The 16830-nt window shown below is 64.0% G+C and carries 15 protein-coding genes; 9 read left to right on the plus strand and 6 right to left on the minus strand.

Annotated elements, in window-relative coordinates:
- Positions 1-559: 559 nt before the first annotated feature.
- The 6 genes from Q8P38_07440 to Q8P38_07465 all read left to right on the plus strand — a co-directional run bounded on the left by Q8P38_07440 (position 560) and on the right by Q8P38_07465 (position 7225).
- Positions 560-703: a hypothetical protein gene (locus Q8P38_07440; protein ID MDP4014427.1), complete on the plus strand. Its 144-nt coding sequence runs from the start codon at positions 560-562 to the stop codon at positions 701-703.
- Between the two features lie 314 nt (positions 704-1017).
- Positions 1018-2667, plus strand: a complete 1650-nt coding sequence (locus Q8P38_07445; GenBank protein ID MDP4014428.1) for an MFS transporter — start codon at positions 1018-1020, stop codon at positions 2665-2667.
- 189 nt (positions 2668-2856) lie between these two features.
- Complete coding sequence (locus tag Q8P38_07450) at positions 2857-3282, plus strand: aspartate 1-decarboxylase (GenBank protein MDP4014429.1); 426 nt, start codon at positions 2857-2859, stop codon at positions 3280-3282.
- Positions 3279-4412 (plus strand): lysylphosphatidylglycerol synthase transmembrane domain-containing protein, encoded by a 1134-nt coding sequence (locus tag Q8P38_07455; GenBank protein MDP4014430.1) that lies wholly within the window; start codon positions 3279-3281, stop codon positions 4410-4412. The genes Q8P38_07450 and Q8P38_07455 overlap by 4 nt, the downstream gene beginning before the upstream one ends.
- A 188-nt stretch (positions 4413-4600) precedes the next feature.
- Positions 4601-5662 carry a DUF4192 family protein gene (locus Q8P38_07460; GenBank protein MDP4014431.1) on the plus strand — a complete coding sequence of 354 codons (1062 nt, stop codon included), beginning with the start codon at positions 4601-4603 and terminating at the stop codon, positions 5660-5662.
- Positions 5663-5878: 216 nt separating this feature from the next.
- A complete protein-coding gene (locus Q8P38_07465) occupies positions 5879-7225 on the plus strand; it encodes an RNA polymerase sigma factor (protein MDP4014432.1) in 1347 nt (448 codons plus the stop codon).
- 54 nt (positions 7226-7279) lie between these two features.
- Here Q8P38_07465 and Q8P38_07470 read toward each other — a convergent pair whose 3' ends face one another.
- Genes Q8P38_07470 through Q8P38_07480 form a run of 3 tightly spaced genes read right to left on the minus strand, consistent with a single transcriptional unit; the run spans position 7280 to position 9456 of the window.
- The gene (locus Q8P38_07470; protein ID MDP4014433.1) at positions 7280-8779 is read right to left on the minus strand and encodes an amidase; all 1500 of its coding nucleotides are present in this window, start codon (positions 8777-8779) and stop codon (positions 7280-7282) included.
- A gap of 9 nt (positions 8780-8788) precedes the next feature.
- The gene (locus tag Q8P38_07475) at positions 8789-9196 is read right to left on the minus strand and encodes a cupin domain-containing protein (protein MDP4014434.1); all 408 of its coding nucleotides are present in this window, start codon (positions 9194-9196) and stop codon (positions 8789-8791) included.
- A gap of 59 nt (positions 9197-9255) precedes the next feature.
- Positions 9256-9456: a hypothetical protein gene (locus Q8P38_07480; protein MDP4014435.1), complete on the minus strand. Its 201-nt coding sequence runs from the start codon at positions 9454-9456 to the stop codon at positions 9256-9258.
- A 195-nt stretch (positions 9457-9651) separates the two neighbouring features.
- On the opposite strand from Q8P38_07480, the gene Q8P38_07485 reads away from it, so the two are divergent.
- On the plus strand, positions 9652-11787 hold the full coding sequence (locus Q8P38_07485; protein MDP4014436.1) for a DNA topoisomerase IV subunit B: 2136 nt from the start codon (positions 9652-9654) through the stop codon (positions 11785-11787).
- Here the strand turns inward: Q8P38_07485 and Q8P38_07490 are convergent, their stop codons facing one another.
- Both Q8P38_07490 and Q8P38_07495 read right to left on the minus strand, forming a co-directional pair.
- A complete protein-coding gene (locus Q8P38_07490; protein MDP4014437.1) occupies positions 11788-12771 on the minus strand; it encodes an NAD(P)/FAD-dependent oxidoreductase in 984 nt (327 codons plus the stop codon).
- Positions 12764-13348 carry a thioredoxin family protein gene (locus tag Q8P38_07495; GenBank protein MDP4014438.1) on the minus strand — a complete coding sequence of 195 codons (585 nt, stop codon included), beginning with the start codon at positions 13346-13348 and terminating at the stop codon, positions 12764-12766. The genes Q8P38_07490 and Q8P38_07495 overlap by 8 nt, the downstream gene beginning before the upstream one ends.
- A 92-nt stretch (positions 13349-13440) precedes the next feature.
- Between Q8P38_07495 and Q8P38_07500 the strand changes: the two genes are divergently transcribed.
- Together Q8P38_07500 and Q8P38_07505 are read left to right on the plus strand one after the other, a co-directional pair.
- Positions 13441-13683 carry a hypothetical protein gene (locus tag Q8P38_07500; protein MDP4014439.1) on the plus strand — a complete coding sequence of 81 codons (243 nt, stop codon included), beginning with the start codon at positions 13441-13443 and terminating at the stop codon, positions 13681-13683.
- A 263-nt stretch (positions 13684-13946) separates the two neighbouring features.
- Positions 13947-14441 (plus strand): helix-turn-helix domain-containing protein, encoded by a 495-nt coding sequence (locus tag Q8P38_07505; GenBank protein ID MDP4014440.1) that lies wholly within the window; start codon positions 13947-13949, stop codon positions 14439-14441.
- Between the two features lie 220 nt (positions 14442-14661).
- Here Q8P38_07505 and brxL read toward each other — a convergent pair whose 3' ends face one another.
- Complete coding sequence (brxL, locus tag Q8P38_07510) at positions 14662-16827, minus strand: BREX system Lon protease-like protein BrxL (GenBank protein MDP4014441.1); 2166 nt, start codon at positions 16825-16827, stop codon at positions 14662-14664.
- Positions 16828-16830: the final 3 nt, after the last annotated feature.

Below are 16830 nucleotides of genomic sequence, written 5' to 3' on the forward strand. Positions count from 1 at the left end.
GCCCCCAGCTTCGGAAGACCCACCCAACTCAGCTACCGACATGACCCCCACCCCCATCCCCGCTTCGTAGAGGAAACCTGTACTAGAACACATGTTCTCACGGGGGTCCGACAATCAACGGCACACCACGCAGGCTGTGGAGAACATCCCCGATGTCACGACCTGTGGACAAAGGACGGATCGGGCCTCGCGGGGACTTGATGCCCAAGTCCGAGTGCAGCCGCATCACTCCTGCGCAGCCCCAAGTCCTGCGACCAGGCCCAAAGCCCCTCCCGAACCTCACCCACGCTGACGTCCACGCCTGAGCCGACGTGGCGATTCACCGAGCCGACCGAGGAACCCCAACGCGGCGCGCCGGGTGGTCCCATTACTGGCAACCCAGGTGGTCCAATGACTCTGGCAAGGAACCGCTCACGGCGGTCCCATGCTCATCACAGGCGATAAGTCCGCAACAGGCTCCATGTGGCCGCTTCGCGTATCTGTAGTGGCCGGGAGCGCCACAAGATCACGAGGCGACGGCTCGGGTCCCTCGGTCGCGCCACGAACAACGGGTCTGCAAATGCGGTCGCCAAGACGCAGCGCTCGGTCAGATGCTGCCCAAGGCTTCGACGTCGACCGCGATGTCCCGCACCATCCGTTCCTGAACGGTCACCCCGATCCGGTGCTCGACGAGGAGATCACACAGCGTCGTGCCGTCGACTAGGTCGACGGGTGGAGCCCCGTCGCGGCTCGCTTCTGCCTTCGCGACTGACGTAAACGTGCTCGTCGTGATAAGCAGACCCTTCTCGCCACGACACCGGCGACACCCCGATCACCGAACCGTCAGCCTGACCATCAAGGCCCCACCCCGAACACCGGGACGGGGCCTACGTCATACCGCCTCAACCGCGCCCACGATGACGCCGACATCCTCATCCAGTGTGGCGGCTAACACGTATGGCAGCAAGGCGGAACCTGAGGGCTGATCCCTTTCGGATTGAGGGCACTCATGTCGGCGGCACTCGCTAGCCTGCGGGGGTGAGCATCGGTGCGCCTTCCAGTTCGATCCCCGGGGCTGAGACCAGATCGGGAGGCGGTCTGGTCTTGACAGTCCTCGCGGCCGCCCAGTTCCTCATGACTCTGGACAGCACTGTCATGAACGTGTCCATGGCGCAAGTTGCGAGTGACCTTGGAACGACGATCAGCGGTATCCAGGTCGCCATCACGATGTACACGCTCGTGATGGCGACTCTGATGATCACTGGCGGCAAGATCGGCACCATCGTTGGCCGCCGCCGCGTCCTTGCCATTGGCATCGTGATCTACGGGATCGGAGCGCTCGTTACTGCGGCGTCCCCGAACGTGGGCGTGCTGATCTTGGGGTGGTCGGGGCTCGAGGGGCTAGGCGCGGCCTTGATCATGCCCGCGGTCGTCGCCCTTGTGGCCTCCAACTTCCCCCCGGCCAAGCGGGCCGCCACCTACGGCATCCTCGCGGCTTCGTGCGCGGCCGCTGTGGCGGCTGGGCCGCTCATCGGGGGAGCAGTGACGACGTACGCGTCCTGGCGGTACGTCTTCCTCGGAGAGGCCGTGGTCGTGGTCGTCATCCTCATGCTGATTCGAAGGGTCACGGATCTGCCACCGGCGAGGGCCCATCTCGATCTCGTCGGGTCGCTTCTGTCAGTTGTTGGGTTGGGAAGCGTGATCGTCGGGGTGCTGCGGTCCAGCGAGTGGGGATGGGTCTCCGCCAAGCCTGGTGCGCCGTCACTCTTCGGCGCCTCGCTGACGCTCTGGCTAATCATCGGGGGTCTGGCGATCGTCTACGTATTCACGCTGTGGGAATCCCATGTCGCGCAGACGGAGCGGGAGCCGCTCGTGGATCCGGCGATCCTGCGCAACCGTCAACTCTCGGGCGGTCTGTCGGTCTTCTTCTTCCAGTACCTCGTTCAAGCGGGAGTGTTCTTCACCATCCCGCTCTTCCTGTCCGTGGTCCTGCAACTCAGCTCGCTCGAGACCGGAGTGCGAATCTTCCCGCTCTCGGTGGCGCTGCTGGTTGCCGCAGCGGGCATTCCCAAGATCGCCCCACGCTGTAACCCGCGACGCGTGGTTAGGTTCGGCCTGTCCCTGATGACTCTGGGGATCATGTTCTTGGTAGCCGGCATGAATCCTGGGGCCTCCGCAGCGGTCGTCGCCATTCCTATGATCCTGATCGGCCTGGGGTTGGGTGCGATTGCCTCACAACTGGGTGCTGTCACGGTCTCGGCGGTTCCGGACTCGATGAGCGGAGAAGTGGGAGGTCTGCAGAACACGGCGACCAACCTGGGGGCATCGCTGGGCACCGCGCTGATCGGTTCGGTGCTCATCGCAACGCTGACCAGTGCCGCGCTGGCGGGGATTCAGAGTGATTCCGCGATACCCGGCTCGATTCAGCAAGAGGCAGTTGCCGAGTTCTCATCCGGGATCCCCTTCATCTCCGATGCGCAGCTTGTCGAAGGCCTGAAGAGTGCTGGAGTCGATCAGGCGACATCCGATCAGATCCTTCAGGTCAACCGAACCGCGAGGCTGGACGCCTTACGGGTCGCATTCGGGCTGGCAGCGCTCCTGTCGATCGGAACCTTCTTCTTCACCGGGCGCTTGCCCACGGTGCAGCCAGGGGAAGTCGCGCCGGGCACGGCTGCGGGTTCGGCCTAGGCGGGGCTTCCCGCTCTCGACTGTGGCGACCATGCCGTCGGGCGCGTGGGTCCTGCGCCGCGTGGTTGCGCGACAGGTAACACCTGGGAGGATGACCCGCCTGGTCCTTCATCGCGATAGTTGGGTGGGTAAGGCATAATCGTCATGTACGGCGACCGCCCCCGCGGCGTCGAGACGACAGGAGGAAACGTGCGGCGACGCATGATGAAGTCCAAGATCCACCGGGCCACGGTCACAGACGCGCACCTTGAGTACGTCGGGTCCGTTTCGTTGGATCCGAGGTTGATGACCCTGGCCGACATCCTTGTAGGCGAGCAGGTCCAGATTCTCGACATCGACAATGGCTCACGCTTCGAGACCTACGCCATCGAAGGGCGCCCGGGCGAGTGCTGCGTGAACGGCGCGGCCGCCCGATTGGTGCACCCGGGCGACAAGGTGATCATCCTGACCTACGCCGACTATGAGGAAGCCGAACTCGTTGACTTCGCGTCCAGAGTTGTGCACGTCGACGAGCTGAACGTCCCGATCGCCGCTGCCGCAGCTCGCGATGTGCGAGCGGGTGCCCCGGCAGTTGAGACGACTCGCCCACGAAGAGGCGATACCGTTCGCCTGTGACATCGCGCGAACCAGAGGACACGGCGGCTAGCTCAGCCGAGGATGCCGTGCCAGAACGAGAAGCCGAGCCCACATCGGCGCCCAGATCCGGTCTGAACCGGAAGCGGACGATCATCGGTGCGGTAGTGGCGATCCTGTTCCTGGCGGTTGTATTCGCGCGAGTGATTCCGCAGATAGGTGACTACGCGCAGGCCGGGGAATACCTGAAGAGCATGTCCGCCGGGGCAGTAGTCGCCCTTGTCGCCGTGGTTCTGCTGTACCTGTTCGTCTACGGATGGCCGTTCGTGGCGGCTACACCGGGTCTGAGATACCGCGACGCGTTCGTAGTCAATCAGTCCGCCTTCGCGGTTTCGAACGGCATCCCGGGAGGTGGGGCGTTCGGACTCGGGTTGCAGTATGCGCAGCTGGCGACCTACAAGACGTCTCCGACGGCAGCCACGGCCGCGATCGGAGCCACGGGAGTATGGAGTGTCTTTCTTAGCCTCGGGCTGCCGGTTACTGGTATCGCGGCCTACGCGGCTGTAGGCGATGACGCGAGCAAGTACGCGGTCGCCGCTGTGATCGGCCTGGTGATTCTGGTCGCCGCGATCGGGACGTTCGCGCTGATCCTGAAGTCTGAGCGAGGCGCCCGGAGAGTGGGTGACTTCTTTAGTCGGATCGCCAACCCGGTCGTTCACAAGCTCCGCCACGGACAGTCCATGGACCTCACGCCTTCGGTCTTGCGCCTCCGGCACGACACAGTGGGGCTGGTGCGCAGGCGTTGGGTTGCGATCACGGCGGCGCAGATCGCTGTCTCATGGGCTCAGTTCGCGATCCTCTACACCGCGCTGGTGGGCGTCACGGGAAGCACGGGCGCCGTGCCGCTGCTTGGCGCGTACGGATCTTGGGCGATAAGCCAGCTGGGAATCATGATCCCTATCACGCCAGGCGGCTTGGGTACGGTCGACGCCGCCCTGATCGCGCTGCTGTCGGCGGCCGGAATCGATGCGGGAGCGGCCACAGCGGCGGATCTGGTGTGGCGCGCGTCGTCCTACATCCCGCAGATGGCGATCGGATTGATCTCGATCTTCTATTGGCGGTGGCAGGTACAGCGCAACCGCAAGCTTGCATCGAGTGCGGGGCGGGGATGAGCGCATTGAATACCCGGCTGTCCGACAGCTTCCCCACCGCCGAACAACCGGGCGTACTGGCGAATCTAGAGTGATCGTTTTGAGCGTGGGCTGACCGACACGCTATCCACCGAACGCCAGATTGACGATCCATCCACAGGGAGGAGATTGCCTTAGCGCGTGCCTTTGGAAGCCATCAGGCTGCGGGCATGACGAAATGCAGCTTGCCGCTTCCGTGTGAACTACCTGACGCCCCCGCGGGATCGGACGTCGGGTTCCCCAGAGTGGCGGACGTTGTCCAGGCGTTCCCGTATCTGATCGGCTTCCCGCCCGCGGACAGCCTGGTGTGCGCTTTCTGGAGCGACGAGGGTCACCTTGTGCTGACGGCGCGCTCGGACTGGTCTGATGTCGAAGCGGCTGCGGCAGAAGTTGGGAAGGGCCTGGCGGAGCGCGCGGCCTTGGTCGGAGCCGTTGGAGGCTTGTGCGCAGCCGTGAGCGTTCAGTCCACACTGTCACGGCAGTTCACGCGTCTTCGCGCCGTGCGCGCGTCGTTGAGTCGATTCGGGATCGCGTCCTCGCCGGGGATCGTCGTGGGTGGTGGCCGTTGGCGGTCACGCACGTGCGGGAGCCAGTGCCCGGAACTCGGGCACGACCTTGAAGGTGAGGGCGTGTCGGCATTGGTGGCGGGACTGGTCGCATCCGGGCGTGTACCGGTGGCGAGCCGGGAGGCCGTGGCGCAGGAGGTTCGCCTCGCCGACGATGTGACCGCGGGGGCGCTGGCCCTCGCGGCGGCCGACTTGCGCGAAGGCATCACTGATCTGGAGGAGTGGCGCGACCGGGTGATCATGGAAGCCCTGGACGCCATGCTCGATGGTGGCTACCTGTCACTGAGGTCATCGGCTGCCGTGGCTGCGGCATGTGAGGATGTTCGGGCGCGCGACACTGTTTTGTGGTGTCTCGAAAGAGAGCCTGCTGTCTCCTGGGACGGCGTGTGGGCGTCCGCGTCTCATGTGTTGCGCATGTGCCGGGGAGACCGCGCTGCCGCCGTCGGTGCGGTCGCCGCGATCGCGGCCTGGCAGGCCGGTGACGGACTGAGGGCGGGGTTCGCTCTTGAACGCGCGTATGAGGCGAACCCAGATCACTCGCTCGCGGATCTGATCAGGGAGGCGATGGGTCGCGGATTGCCGCCGGAAGTCTGGTCGAGGCTGATGAGAGATCTCACCCATGAAGAGTGCCGCAGAGATCCGCGGGTGGTGCGTGGGCTGCCATGAGACTGTCGGATGGCTGGCCTCTCCGAGATCGGTGATGTGAGTCTGGGAAGGATCCCGACCGGCGGTGTGTTGGAGCTCATGGTGAAACGCCGCACTGGACTGTCGTTGGGTTGAGTCCTTCATGCGACAATGGCTGCCGGTGCGTAGTCACCTGAGCCCGTCCAAAGTCCACAGGACTTGACACGGGCTGTTCGTGTTCCGGAATGGGAGAGCAGATTGGCCGCAAAGTCCGCCACGGCGAAGAAGTCCGCCACGCCACGCAAGTCCGCACCGACGAAGAAGGCAGCAGCGACGAAGAAGGCAGCAGCGCCACGCAAGGCTGCTGCGGCGAAGAAGCCCGCACCGGCGAAGAAGCCCGCAGCGCCACGCAAGGCCTCAGCGGCGAAGAAGGCCGCCGCAGTCGAGGTCGAGGCCGAAGTGCTCGTTGTGCCTGTAGCCGGGGCGAACGAGGTCATCGTCGTTCCAGCCGCAGGTGCGGACGCTGTGGACATGGAGGCCGCCGCCAGGATCGAAGCTGAAGCCGAAGCTGACCTCAAGCGTGAGCTGGCCGGTCTGGCCGCCGAGGCCAAGCGAGCCGCGAGTTCGACCGAAGGGTTCGTGCTGTCTGACAGCGACGACACCGACGAACCGGTGCAAACCGTAACCGTCGCGGGCGCCACAGCCGATCCCGTGAAGGACTACCTGAAGCAGATCGGGAAAGTCGCTCTACTAAACGCTGAACAGGAAGTTGTTCTGGCGAAACGCATCGAGGCGGGCCTGTTCGCCGAGGAGAAGCTGGCATCGGGCGAGAAGTTCTCAGATGAGGATTTGTACGAGCTCGAGCAGCTGGTGGTCGTCGGGCGGCGCGCCAAGAACCACTTGCTTGAGGCGAATCTCCGCCTGGTGGTTTCGCTCGCCAAGCGCTACACAGGGCGGGGAATGCTGTTCCTGGATCTGATCCAGGAAGGCAACCTGGGCCTGATCCGAGCAGTCGAGAAGTTCGACTACAAGAAGGGCTACAAGTTCTCGACCTACGCGACTTGGTGGATCCGGCAGGCGATCACGCGCGCGATGGCCGATCAGGCGCGCACGATCCGCATCCCGGTGCACATGGTTGAGGTGATCAACAAGCTGGCGCGCGTACAGCGTCAAATGCTCCAGGATCTTGGACGTGAGGCCAGCCCGGAGGAGCTGGCCAAGGAACTCGACATGACGCCCGAGAAGATCGTCGAAGTCCAGAAGTACGGCCGGGAGCCGATATCACTGCACACACCCCTTGGCGAAGACGGGGACAGCGAGTTCGGGGACCTCATCGAGGACTCCGAAGCCATCGTTCCAGCCGACGCTGTGTCGTTCACGTTGCTTCAGGAGCAGCTTGAGCAAGTCCTGGTCACGCTGTCCGAGCGCGAGGCGGGAGTTGTCCGAATGCGCTTCGGACTGACTGACGGACAACCGAAGACTCTCGACGAGATCGGCAGGGTCTACGGGGTCACACGCGAACGCATTCGGCAGATCGAGTCCAAGACCATGTCCAAGCTCCGGCACCCGAGCAGGAGCCAGGTGCTGCGCGACTACCTGGAGTGAGTTCTGGCGAGTGAGGCTTGCCAGGATCGGCGATGAGCCACGCGAGCGCGGCAGCTACAGCGGGGGTACCCGGTCGAACCAGGGCCTGGCTTGCTCAAGCTGGCCGGCGAGGCTGAACAGTGAGGTTTCCTTGCCGTAGGGCGCCGCGAACTGAACCCCGATCGGGAGTCCAGCCTCGTTCCAGTACAGCGGCACGCTCATCGCTGGTTGCCCCGTCATGTTGAAGACCTGTGTGTTCGGAGTGCGCTCAAGCGACTCCGCGGCCAGTTGCGGCAGCGCCTGGCGGAAAACGGGATCGGTGGCCGACCAGGTCGCGCTCGCGACGTGACCCAGGACGGAAAGCGTGATCTTCTGGCTGCGGGGCAGGTCCAACTCACCGATCTTGGCGGGAGGGTAGGCGGCTGTCGGACTGGCATGAATGTCGATGGATGAGAAGATTCTCGCCATTCGACGGGATAGATCGAATGCCACGATCCGCGCTTCTTCGAGTTCCCGCGCGGTGAGTACATCGCCCATGTGGGCCAGCAGCCACGTCGGCCGTTCGAAGAGATCCGATCGCGGTTTCACGCCCGTCTGCCGGTAGGTGTTCGCCACCGCTGCCGCGACGCCAGCCGCCACTATCGTCAGGTAGGCATTCGACACCGCCTGGACGTCCAGCGGCAGATCCACTTCCTCAACCGTGTGGCCAAGATCGACAAGCAGTTCAGCGGCCGAAGCGAGGGCGGCAGCGCAGTCTGGGTGAGTCTTGGGCCCCAAGAAGGCCTTCGTGGAGATGCCGATGCGCAATTGCTTCGGCGGTCGCGCCACGGCCTCGACGAATCGAGTCGACCCGCGAGGCTCGTCGTAGGGAGCCCCCGGATCGGCACCATGAGTCACCGCGAGGAATGCCGCGCTGTCACGTACAGATCTACTCAGCACGTGTGGAACGACTTGGCCGTTCCACGCCTCCCCGATGTCCGGGCCGAGGGGTTGGCGGCCGCGGCTCGGCTTGAGCCCGAACAGGCCGCAGAAGGACGCCGGGATGCGGATGGAGCCGCCGCCATCGCCGCCGTGCGCCACGGGCACAACTCCGGCGGCCACGGCTGCTGCCGACCCCCCGCTTGAGCCACCAGGCGTGTGGTTCAGATCCCAGGGGTTCAGCGTCGGGCCGAACAGTTCAGGCTCGGTCACGCCCATGATCCCGAACTCGGGGGCGTTGGTCTTGCCCAGGAACACCAGGCCTGACCGGCGGTAGCGGGCGAATAGCTCGGAGTCGTGATCCGGGATCCAGTCGCGAAGGGACCGGGACCCGGCCGCGCACGGCTCTCCGGCCAGCGTGCCATCCATGTCCTTGACTAGGAAAGGCACTCCTGAGAAACGACCCCGAGGCAGCCCCGCGTCGATCTGGCCTTTGGCGTAGGTGTCCATGCGATGGATCACGGCGTTTATCGTGGGATTGACTTCGCTCAGCCGTGCTCGGGCCGCGTCCAGCAACTCCTGGGGTGTGGTGTCGCCATCGCGCAGCGCCTCCGCCATCGCGGAGGCGTCAAGGCCGCGGTATTCGGTGAACTTCATCGCGTCGGTCTACACCGGATGGGCGTGCTCGGAGTCGAGCGGGCCAGTGATCGGCGAGCGCTCCAACGGGCGGTAGGTGTAGAAGAACGTGCACCCATCGGGGCCGACGTCCGTCGCTCCGTGGGGAACGGTCGGAGGGATGAAGATGTAGGAGCCAGGCCCGACGCGCTTGTCCAGAACCGTGCACTCACCCTCGAGGATCAAGATGTGGTGATGGGCGCCGTGATGCGTGTGTATGGGATTCTCGGCGCCGTGCTCGACTCGCATGACGCCGAGCACGACATCCCCCGCCTGCCAAAGCACCTTGTGCGCCACACCCGGCATGTCTGGCCGACTCTCCCAGGGCATGGCGTCGATGTCTGCCTTGGTCGCCAGGATCACATGGCCCAAGTCGTTGCGAACAGAGGAGTTCGTCATTTGATCACCTCAAGGATTCGAACTCAACCGTACCGTGCCCGCGACCGCGAATGCTCCGGCTAGTTCTGCGCCAGGCGGTGTGATTCGTCGATCACTTCGGCGGCGATGCCTGACAGCACAGTCGAGTGCTCAGAGAAGTGGTGAGCGCAGAAGATCAGATCCTGACCGGAAGTGAGCAGAACGCGGACATAAGCCTGCGCCCCACAGCGATCGCAGCGATCTGCCGCGCTTAGTTCCGTAACAGTTGTCGCTGTATCCACGAGGCACCTCCTTGCGCTCGATACCACTCGATACCAATAGTCTCACCAACTGGCCGATGCATCGCCATCGCTGGCCAGCCGTTCGCCACTGGCGTAGTGGCTCGCTTCCCTGGGGATGTCGGACCGTGCGACTACCCTAGTTCCGTCTAGGACGGTTTCGGAAAGATCGACGACGAGCTTGAGCGAGGAGGCTTCGTGGCGGTCGAAGCGACGGGTACCCAGTCCCGGGACGGCAGTGCTGCGCGGGCTGGGCGAAAGCGTCGTTCGGCAGAGCCTGGCGAGTACATGGCTCGGCAAATCCGCGTGCTCGAAGGGCTGGACGCGGTTCGCAAGCGCCCTGGTATGTACGTCGGGTCGACTGACGGCCGCGGCTTGATGCACTGCCTGTGGGAGATCCTCGACAACTCCGTTGACGAGGCTCTGGTCGAATCGTGCCGCTCGATCGAGGTGCACCTGTTTCCGGACGGCTCCGTGGAGGTCCGGGATGACGGACGGGGAATCCCCGTGGACAAAGAGCCGAGGACGAAGCTGACCGGCGTCGAGGTCGTCATGACCCGACTTCACGCGGGTGGCAAGTTCGGCGGCGGTACCTATGCGGCGACCGGAGGCCTGCACGGTGTAGGTGCGTCAGTGGTCAACGCTTTGTCCGAAAGGCTGGACGTCGAAGTGGACAGGGGGGGCCGGATCCACACAATGTCGTTCCAGCGCGGCGCCCCAGGGGTATTCAGCGACGACGGCCCGTCCGCGACGTTCACTAGGCAGTCAGGACTGCGAGTAGTGGGCAAATGCCCGGCGAGGCGCACCGGAACCCGGGTTCGCTGGTGGGCGGATCGAAGGGTATTCACCAAGGACGCTCAGTACGACATCGTCGAGTTGCGGGCCAGGATCCAGCAGACGACATTCCTGGTCCCTGGCGTTGAGATCAGGCTCATCGACGAGCGCGGCGCGGACGCCCGGGTAGATGAGGTCTTCACGCATGCCGGCGGAATCGCGGATTTCGCCGAACACTTGACCGTAGGAGAACCGTTCACGCGGGTGATCCGCCTGTCCGGAACGGGTCGCTTCACCGAAACAGTCCCGGTTCTGGACGAAGCGGGTCACATGGCGTCCCGCGATGTGGACCGCGACCTTGGGGTCGATGTGGCGCTGCGTTGGTCGACGGGCTACGAGACTCGCGTCCGGTCCTTCGTGAACGTGATCGCCACTCCCAAGGGTGGAACTCACATGGCCGGATTCGAGCGCGCACTGGTCAAGACTCTGAACGACAGGTTGCGGTCGACCAAGGTGCTCAAGGCTTCCGAGGGTCCGGTCACCAAGGAGGACGTGCTTGAAGGGCTGACGGCGGTCGTGGCGGTGCGTCTGGCCGAGCCGGAGTTCGAGGGCCAGACCAAAGAGGTGCTCGGCACCCCCGCTGCCACCAAGATCGTCGCCAACGTCGTCGGTCACGAGTTGGAGGGTTGGCTGGATTCGCCTCCGCGCGGTGACAAGCAGCTGGTCAAGCAGGTGCTGGAGAAGGTCGCGAACGCGATGCGAACGCGCGTGCAGGCCCGGCACACGCGAGACCTGCAGCGGCGCAAGAACGCGCTGGAGTCCTCGTCGTTGCCGGCGAAACTCGTGGACTGCCGTTCTCGCGAAGTGGACGGCAGCGAGTTGTTCATCGTTGAGGGCGACAGTGCTCTTGGCACGGCGAAGATGGCGCGCAAGAGCGAGTTCCAGGCGTTACTGCCTATCCGCGGCAAGATCCTGAACGTCCAGAAAGCCTCGATCGCGGACATGCTCAAGAACGTCGAATGCGCGTCCATCATTCAGGTGATCGGAGCCGGTTCTGGGCGGTCGTTCGACCTCGCCTCGGCGCGCTACGGCAAGGTCATCATGATGAGTGACGCGGACGTCGACGGCGCTCACATCCGGTGCCTGCTACTCACGTTGTTCTACCGCTACATGAAGCCCCTTCTGCAGGACGGCCGCGTCTACGCGGCGGTGCCTCCGTTGCACAGGATCGAAACCGTCGGCGCGAAGGGGCAACCGGCGCGGGTGCTGTACACGTACTCCGAGGCGGAGATGCTGCGGACTATGAAGGACCTCCAGGCTCGCGGCGTGCGGGTCAAAGACCCGATTCAGCGCTACAAGGGACTCGGAGAGATGGACGCGGCTCAACTGCGTGATACGACGATGTCTCCGGACACGAGGTTGGTGCGCCGCGTGCGTGTGGCGGATGCCATGGCCGCAGAGCACGTGTTCCACCTGTTGATGGGCAACGATGTTGGCCCACGCAAGGAGTTCCTCGTGACTCGGGCCAAGGAACTCGACCGAGAGCGGATCGACGCGTGATTAGTTGGATTCGCCGCTCGAATGGCCAGGGAACACGCCTAGCTCGGGGCTGACAATCGGAGCCGCGTTGTTGACCGCCAGCGCCGCCTCGCCGAATCCGACCGCGAGCAGCGGCACCTTGCCCGGATAGACGGCGATGTCTCCGGCTGCGAACACGTTCGGCAGGTTCGTCCGCATGCGCGTGTCCACAAGGATGTGTCGCTTCTCCAGGTCCAATCCCCACTGTGCGATAGGACCAATGTTGGCCACGAACCCAAGCGCGGCGATCACTGACTGCGCGGGAAGGACAGTGATGTCGCCGGTCTTCTTGTGCGTTATCTCGACTTCGCTGAGGTTGGGATCGCCACGCAACGCTGTGACCTCGTAAGGCGTCATCAGTTTCATGCCCAGCTCTCGGGCCTTGTCGACGAGCGTTCCGTGCGCCCGGAACTGGTCGCGCCGGTGAACTACTGCGACGCTCTTGGCGACCGGGTGCAGCATGTGCGCCCAGTCCAACGCTGAATCACCGCCGCCAACGATCACGATGTCGCGTCCGGCGAATTTGTCCGTACGGGGCACGAAGAACTCCAGGCCCCGGCCTTCCCAGCCATCCCCAGCGGGCAGCGGCCGCGGCCGGAACGAGCCGATACCGCCGGTGATGAGCGCTGCCTTGGCTGTGACCTTCGTGCCGTCATCTGACTCGATAACGACGGGCCCCGATTCCGGAGCAGTCATGGTGGTTGCCTGGGTTCCCAGGACGTAGTGCGGATTGAATTGGTCCGCCTGCTGTTTGAGTTGCTCGACCAGGACGCGTCCCCGGACCGACGGGAAGCCGGCGACGTCGGAGATCTCCTTCTCCGGATACATAGCGGTGATCTGGCCGCCGACCTCTGGCAGCGCGTCTATGACCGCGGTGCTCCAGCCTCGGAACCCCGAGTAGTACGCGGCGTACAGGCCGGTCGGGCCAGCGCCGATGATCGCCAAGTCGACATTGACGTCAGTCATTTGTGACCGCCTCCGGTTCGTCTCCGGGCTTCCACTTGATTCCGCATCCCAGCGATGGTCTGTGCGGTTGGGGCACGGTTTCTCCTGCCAGCGTCTTGCCTATGGCGTCCCGAAGCAGGTCTCCGGTTACCGGTTCGTGGTTACCAGGCGTGGCGTTGTCCAGCGCACCCCGGTACACGAGTTTGCCAGCGGCCGAGTACACGAAGAAGTCCGGGGTACAGGCGGCGCCGAACGCCTTCGCGGCGCTCTGGTCCGCGTCGATCAGATAGGGGAAACGCCAGGATGTGCGCGCCTGCTGCTCTCGCAGTCCCGGTACGTCGTCATCGGGGTATCGCTCGATGTCGTTGGAACAGACGCCAAGGAACACGACGTCTGATGGGGCGAATTCGGCAGCGACGGCGGTGATTCCAGGCTCCACGTGTCTGACGTATGGGCAGTGATTGCACAGGAAGGCGATCACGACTGGGCGGGCCCCGGCCGCGACTCGGAGCGACACCGGCTTGCCGTCTAGGTCGGGGAGGGTCAGGTCTGGTAGCGGAGTACCCAGGGGCGTCATGTTGGATTCTTGGACGGCCATGCTCGGGAGAGTACTGGGTCGGCGCCGCGGCAACGAAACGCGGCATGCAGACGTGGTGAGAGCTTGGCGAGATCGTTGGGCCGATCGGTGTCGTGGCAGCGGCGGTGGCTTCGTGGTTCGTCCGTTCCGATCGTCTGCGCGATGAGGCCGCCTCGCAGCGGGATACCGGCCTTCAGGACGCGATGGCGGCCCTGAGCGCCCAATTGGTGGCCGTCCAGGCCAGGGACGAGGAGACCAGGGCACTGATCAGGGCGTTGACCGCTGCTATGCGGCCGAACGAAGACGACGGGGGCGGCTCGGTGAGCGGCGGTAAAGAGCGACAGCCCCCTGGGTAGGCCGACGTTCTGATGGGGGTCCCCCCACCCGCCGTTGCGCGGCGGGAAGGGGGAGGTGTCTTCCCCGGAAGGGTCAGATGGCTCGGCGGTCACCGCGAGGACGTGGCGCGGGGAGATGGGCGACGGGACCCTGAAACCCGTGCATGTCACGCGGCGAGAACGCTCACTTCCAGCACGGGAACATAGCGAATGTTCGTTTTGTTCGTTTATGGTGTGAAGAGCTTGTCCGCGGAAGCCAGGATGTGTCTGTGTTAGGAGGGGTCATGCCTAGAGTCGCAGCGAGCGGAAAGGCTCACACGTACGTGCCCGACGCTGATCAGGGCGCGATGATCGCCGACTTCGTCCGGGTCCTGAACGAGGCCGGGATGAGTGCCCTGTCGGGGCGCCCTGCCCTCGTGGCTGCAAGTGGTGAGCGGCTGGAGCTGCCCGAGGCGTTGTTTGACGTTCTCCGCCAAGTTGCCGAAGTGCTTTCTAGTGGGATGGGCGTCAACGTTGCGCCCCTGAGCGCCATGCTCACTACGCAGGAAGCAGCCGACTACCTCGGCATCTCCAGGCCCACGTTGGTGCGCATTCTCGAACGAGGTGAGATCCCAATGGAGAAGCCCGGCCGTCATCGCTTCGTTCGGCTCAAGGATCTCGTGGACTACCAGGGTCGGACCAAGGAGCAGCGTCGAGCGGCTCTTGAGGAGATGGTCTCCGACGCCGAGGAAGACGACCTGTACGACAAGACGGATCGTCCGGTACCGGCGACGAGGTGACCCGTGGCGTTCCCGGCCTTCCTCGACACGTGCGTGTTGTTCAGTTCAACACTGAACGACACGCTGTGGAGGATCGCTGAGGAGGCACGCCGCCATTGGAAGGGCTCCTTCTACTACTCAACGGAGCCCGCCCCAACGTCCATAGCGTGGGCCAAGACCTTCGCGGCCTTCGTCTTCGAGAGGACGCCGACCGGTGCGCTCGGACCAGTAGGCGCGGCGATCACTCGAAGCCACTGCCTTCGTCCTCTCGGATGTACGTCACACCGAAGGCCTTGACCTGGCGGTACTCCTGGAGTTTGGTAGCGAGGTCGAAGACGTCGCCCGTGACGAACTGAAAGATGTCGAGGCCGCGGCCAAGGTTGATCCGCCAACCGGTGTCGGTGACGATGGACCTGTCGTGGATCAAGCTGTCGAGCGAGACGTCGAGGGTGATGCCGGCGACAGCGGCTGCCTGTTGGATCTTCAGTAGGGACTCGAGCTGCTTGCGGACCTTGTCCTCGCCCTCAGTGTGCTCCGAGGTAACGAGCTTGACGTTCACCTCGTCGGCGGCGTCCTTCACGGCTGCTATGCCCTCGATCAGCTCCATGAGGTTTCGCGCCTGATGGAACTGGCGGATGTATGGGTCCGTGATCGTGATCTCGGTGGCGCCGGCCAGGTACGGCAGCAGCAGGGACTCGTAGGTGACGCCCCGCTGGTTCTCGTGAAACTCGCGGTGACCCTCGAACAATGGGTCCGGCTTTGGCGCAGTGGGCTCCGGCGCTGCCTGTTCAGTCTCCGTCTCGCCGGGCTGATCGGCTGACGCGTCGTCGGTCCCGCCGACCTCGCGTCGCACCTGGCGGTAATACGTCGGGTACTCGTCCTCTTCGAGTGTCGTCACGGCATGCCACTCGCCAGCCTGGTCGAGGTAGCCAAACTTCACGGGGGCCATGGTTGCGTCCATCCGAAGGATCTGATCCTTGACCCTCTTGCGGCCTTCAATCGCGAACCGCAGGATCTCCTGAAGCTCTACGGGCGTCGCCCCACCGTGAGGGTGGAGAATCTTCATCAGCCCGGAGAAGGTCTTGTGGATGCCGTCGCGGTCGCGTGTGGAGATGTCGGAGGACAACGTGAACTGCTGCTGATAGCGGTCGGAGAAGTCCGAATCCCGCATCGACTTCAGCACCTCAGCGATGTAGTCGACCACGAATCCATAGCCGTCGGAGAACATCTCCCCTCGGATGGTGTCGACTTCCCAGCCGGGGATGTAGTGGTGCAGTCGATCGAGGAATGCTGAGTCGTGGTAGCTGTCAGGCAGTTCATCGAAGAGATCCGAGTGCTTGAGCATGTACGGCACGTTGTGGGAGGTGTTTCCGACGAACACCATCGACGCCTCCGCGCCCAGAGTCTCGACGCCACGCGAGAACGACTTGTTCGCCATGTAGTTCTTCATGATGTCGACGAGCGCCTTGTCGGTGCGCTTCTTCTGGCCCGCGAACTCGTCGAAGGCGACGACATCCCAGTAGCCGACCAGACCGATCCGGCCGTTGGAGTTGTTGACGAAGAGCTTGGGGACGGTGACTTCGCCGCCGGAGATGAGCATGCCGTGGGGTGAGAACTCCGAGAAGATGTGCGACTTGCCTGTGCCCTTCGGGCCGAGTTCGACGAGGTTGTAGTTGCGCTCGACGAACGGGATGAGCCGGACGAGCTGGATCAACTTGGCGCGTCGGCCGAACAGCTCGGGGTTGAAACCGATGGACTGGATCAGCAGATCGATCCACTCATCGGTGGTGAACTCACGGCGCGCTGCGACGTAGCCCTCGAAGTCGAAGTTGGATAGTTGGATCGGCTTGATCGAACCGAGAATCCACGGCACGACCCGAGCGTCTTCACTGTGGAAGTACTCGATGTCGCAGATGCACCACACGCCGCCAACTAGCAGCTTTGGGTGAGCGGTGATCGTGGCCGGTTCGACGAGAACCTGCTTGATTCCGAGGTTGGCGAACTCGGCCTCGTAGACGTCGTCCTTGTCGTTGAGCGTGACGGTGACCTTGTCGATGATCTTGTAGCGGCCACGCTCGCGAATGGTCGACTTCACCAGTTCCGACTGGTTCCGGTGGACGTAGTGATCCGCGAGGATCTGGCGGACGGTGTCGATGCCGGCCTGAATGGTTGCCTCGTCGTCGGATGCTGCGTACTGGCCAAGCAGATACTCCAGCACGTACGACGGCACGATGGCGTTGCCCTTGACGGCCTTGACGAGGTCCTTGCGGACGACGACACCGCCGAAGTGCTGGTTGATCTTCTTGTCGAGGGCGGTCTGCTCAGGCGTCTGGACGGTTGTGCTCTCGTCGGCGGCGTCTTCCGGGAAGTCGTCGTCGATCACTTGCGGATCGGTGTCTTCAGCCATCTC

It is taken from the genome of Candidatus Nanopelagicales bacterium, from assembly GCA_030700225.1.
Lineage (GTDB): Bacteria > Actinomycetota > Actinomycetes > S36-B12.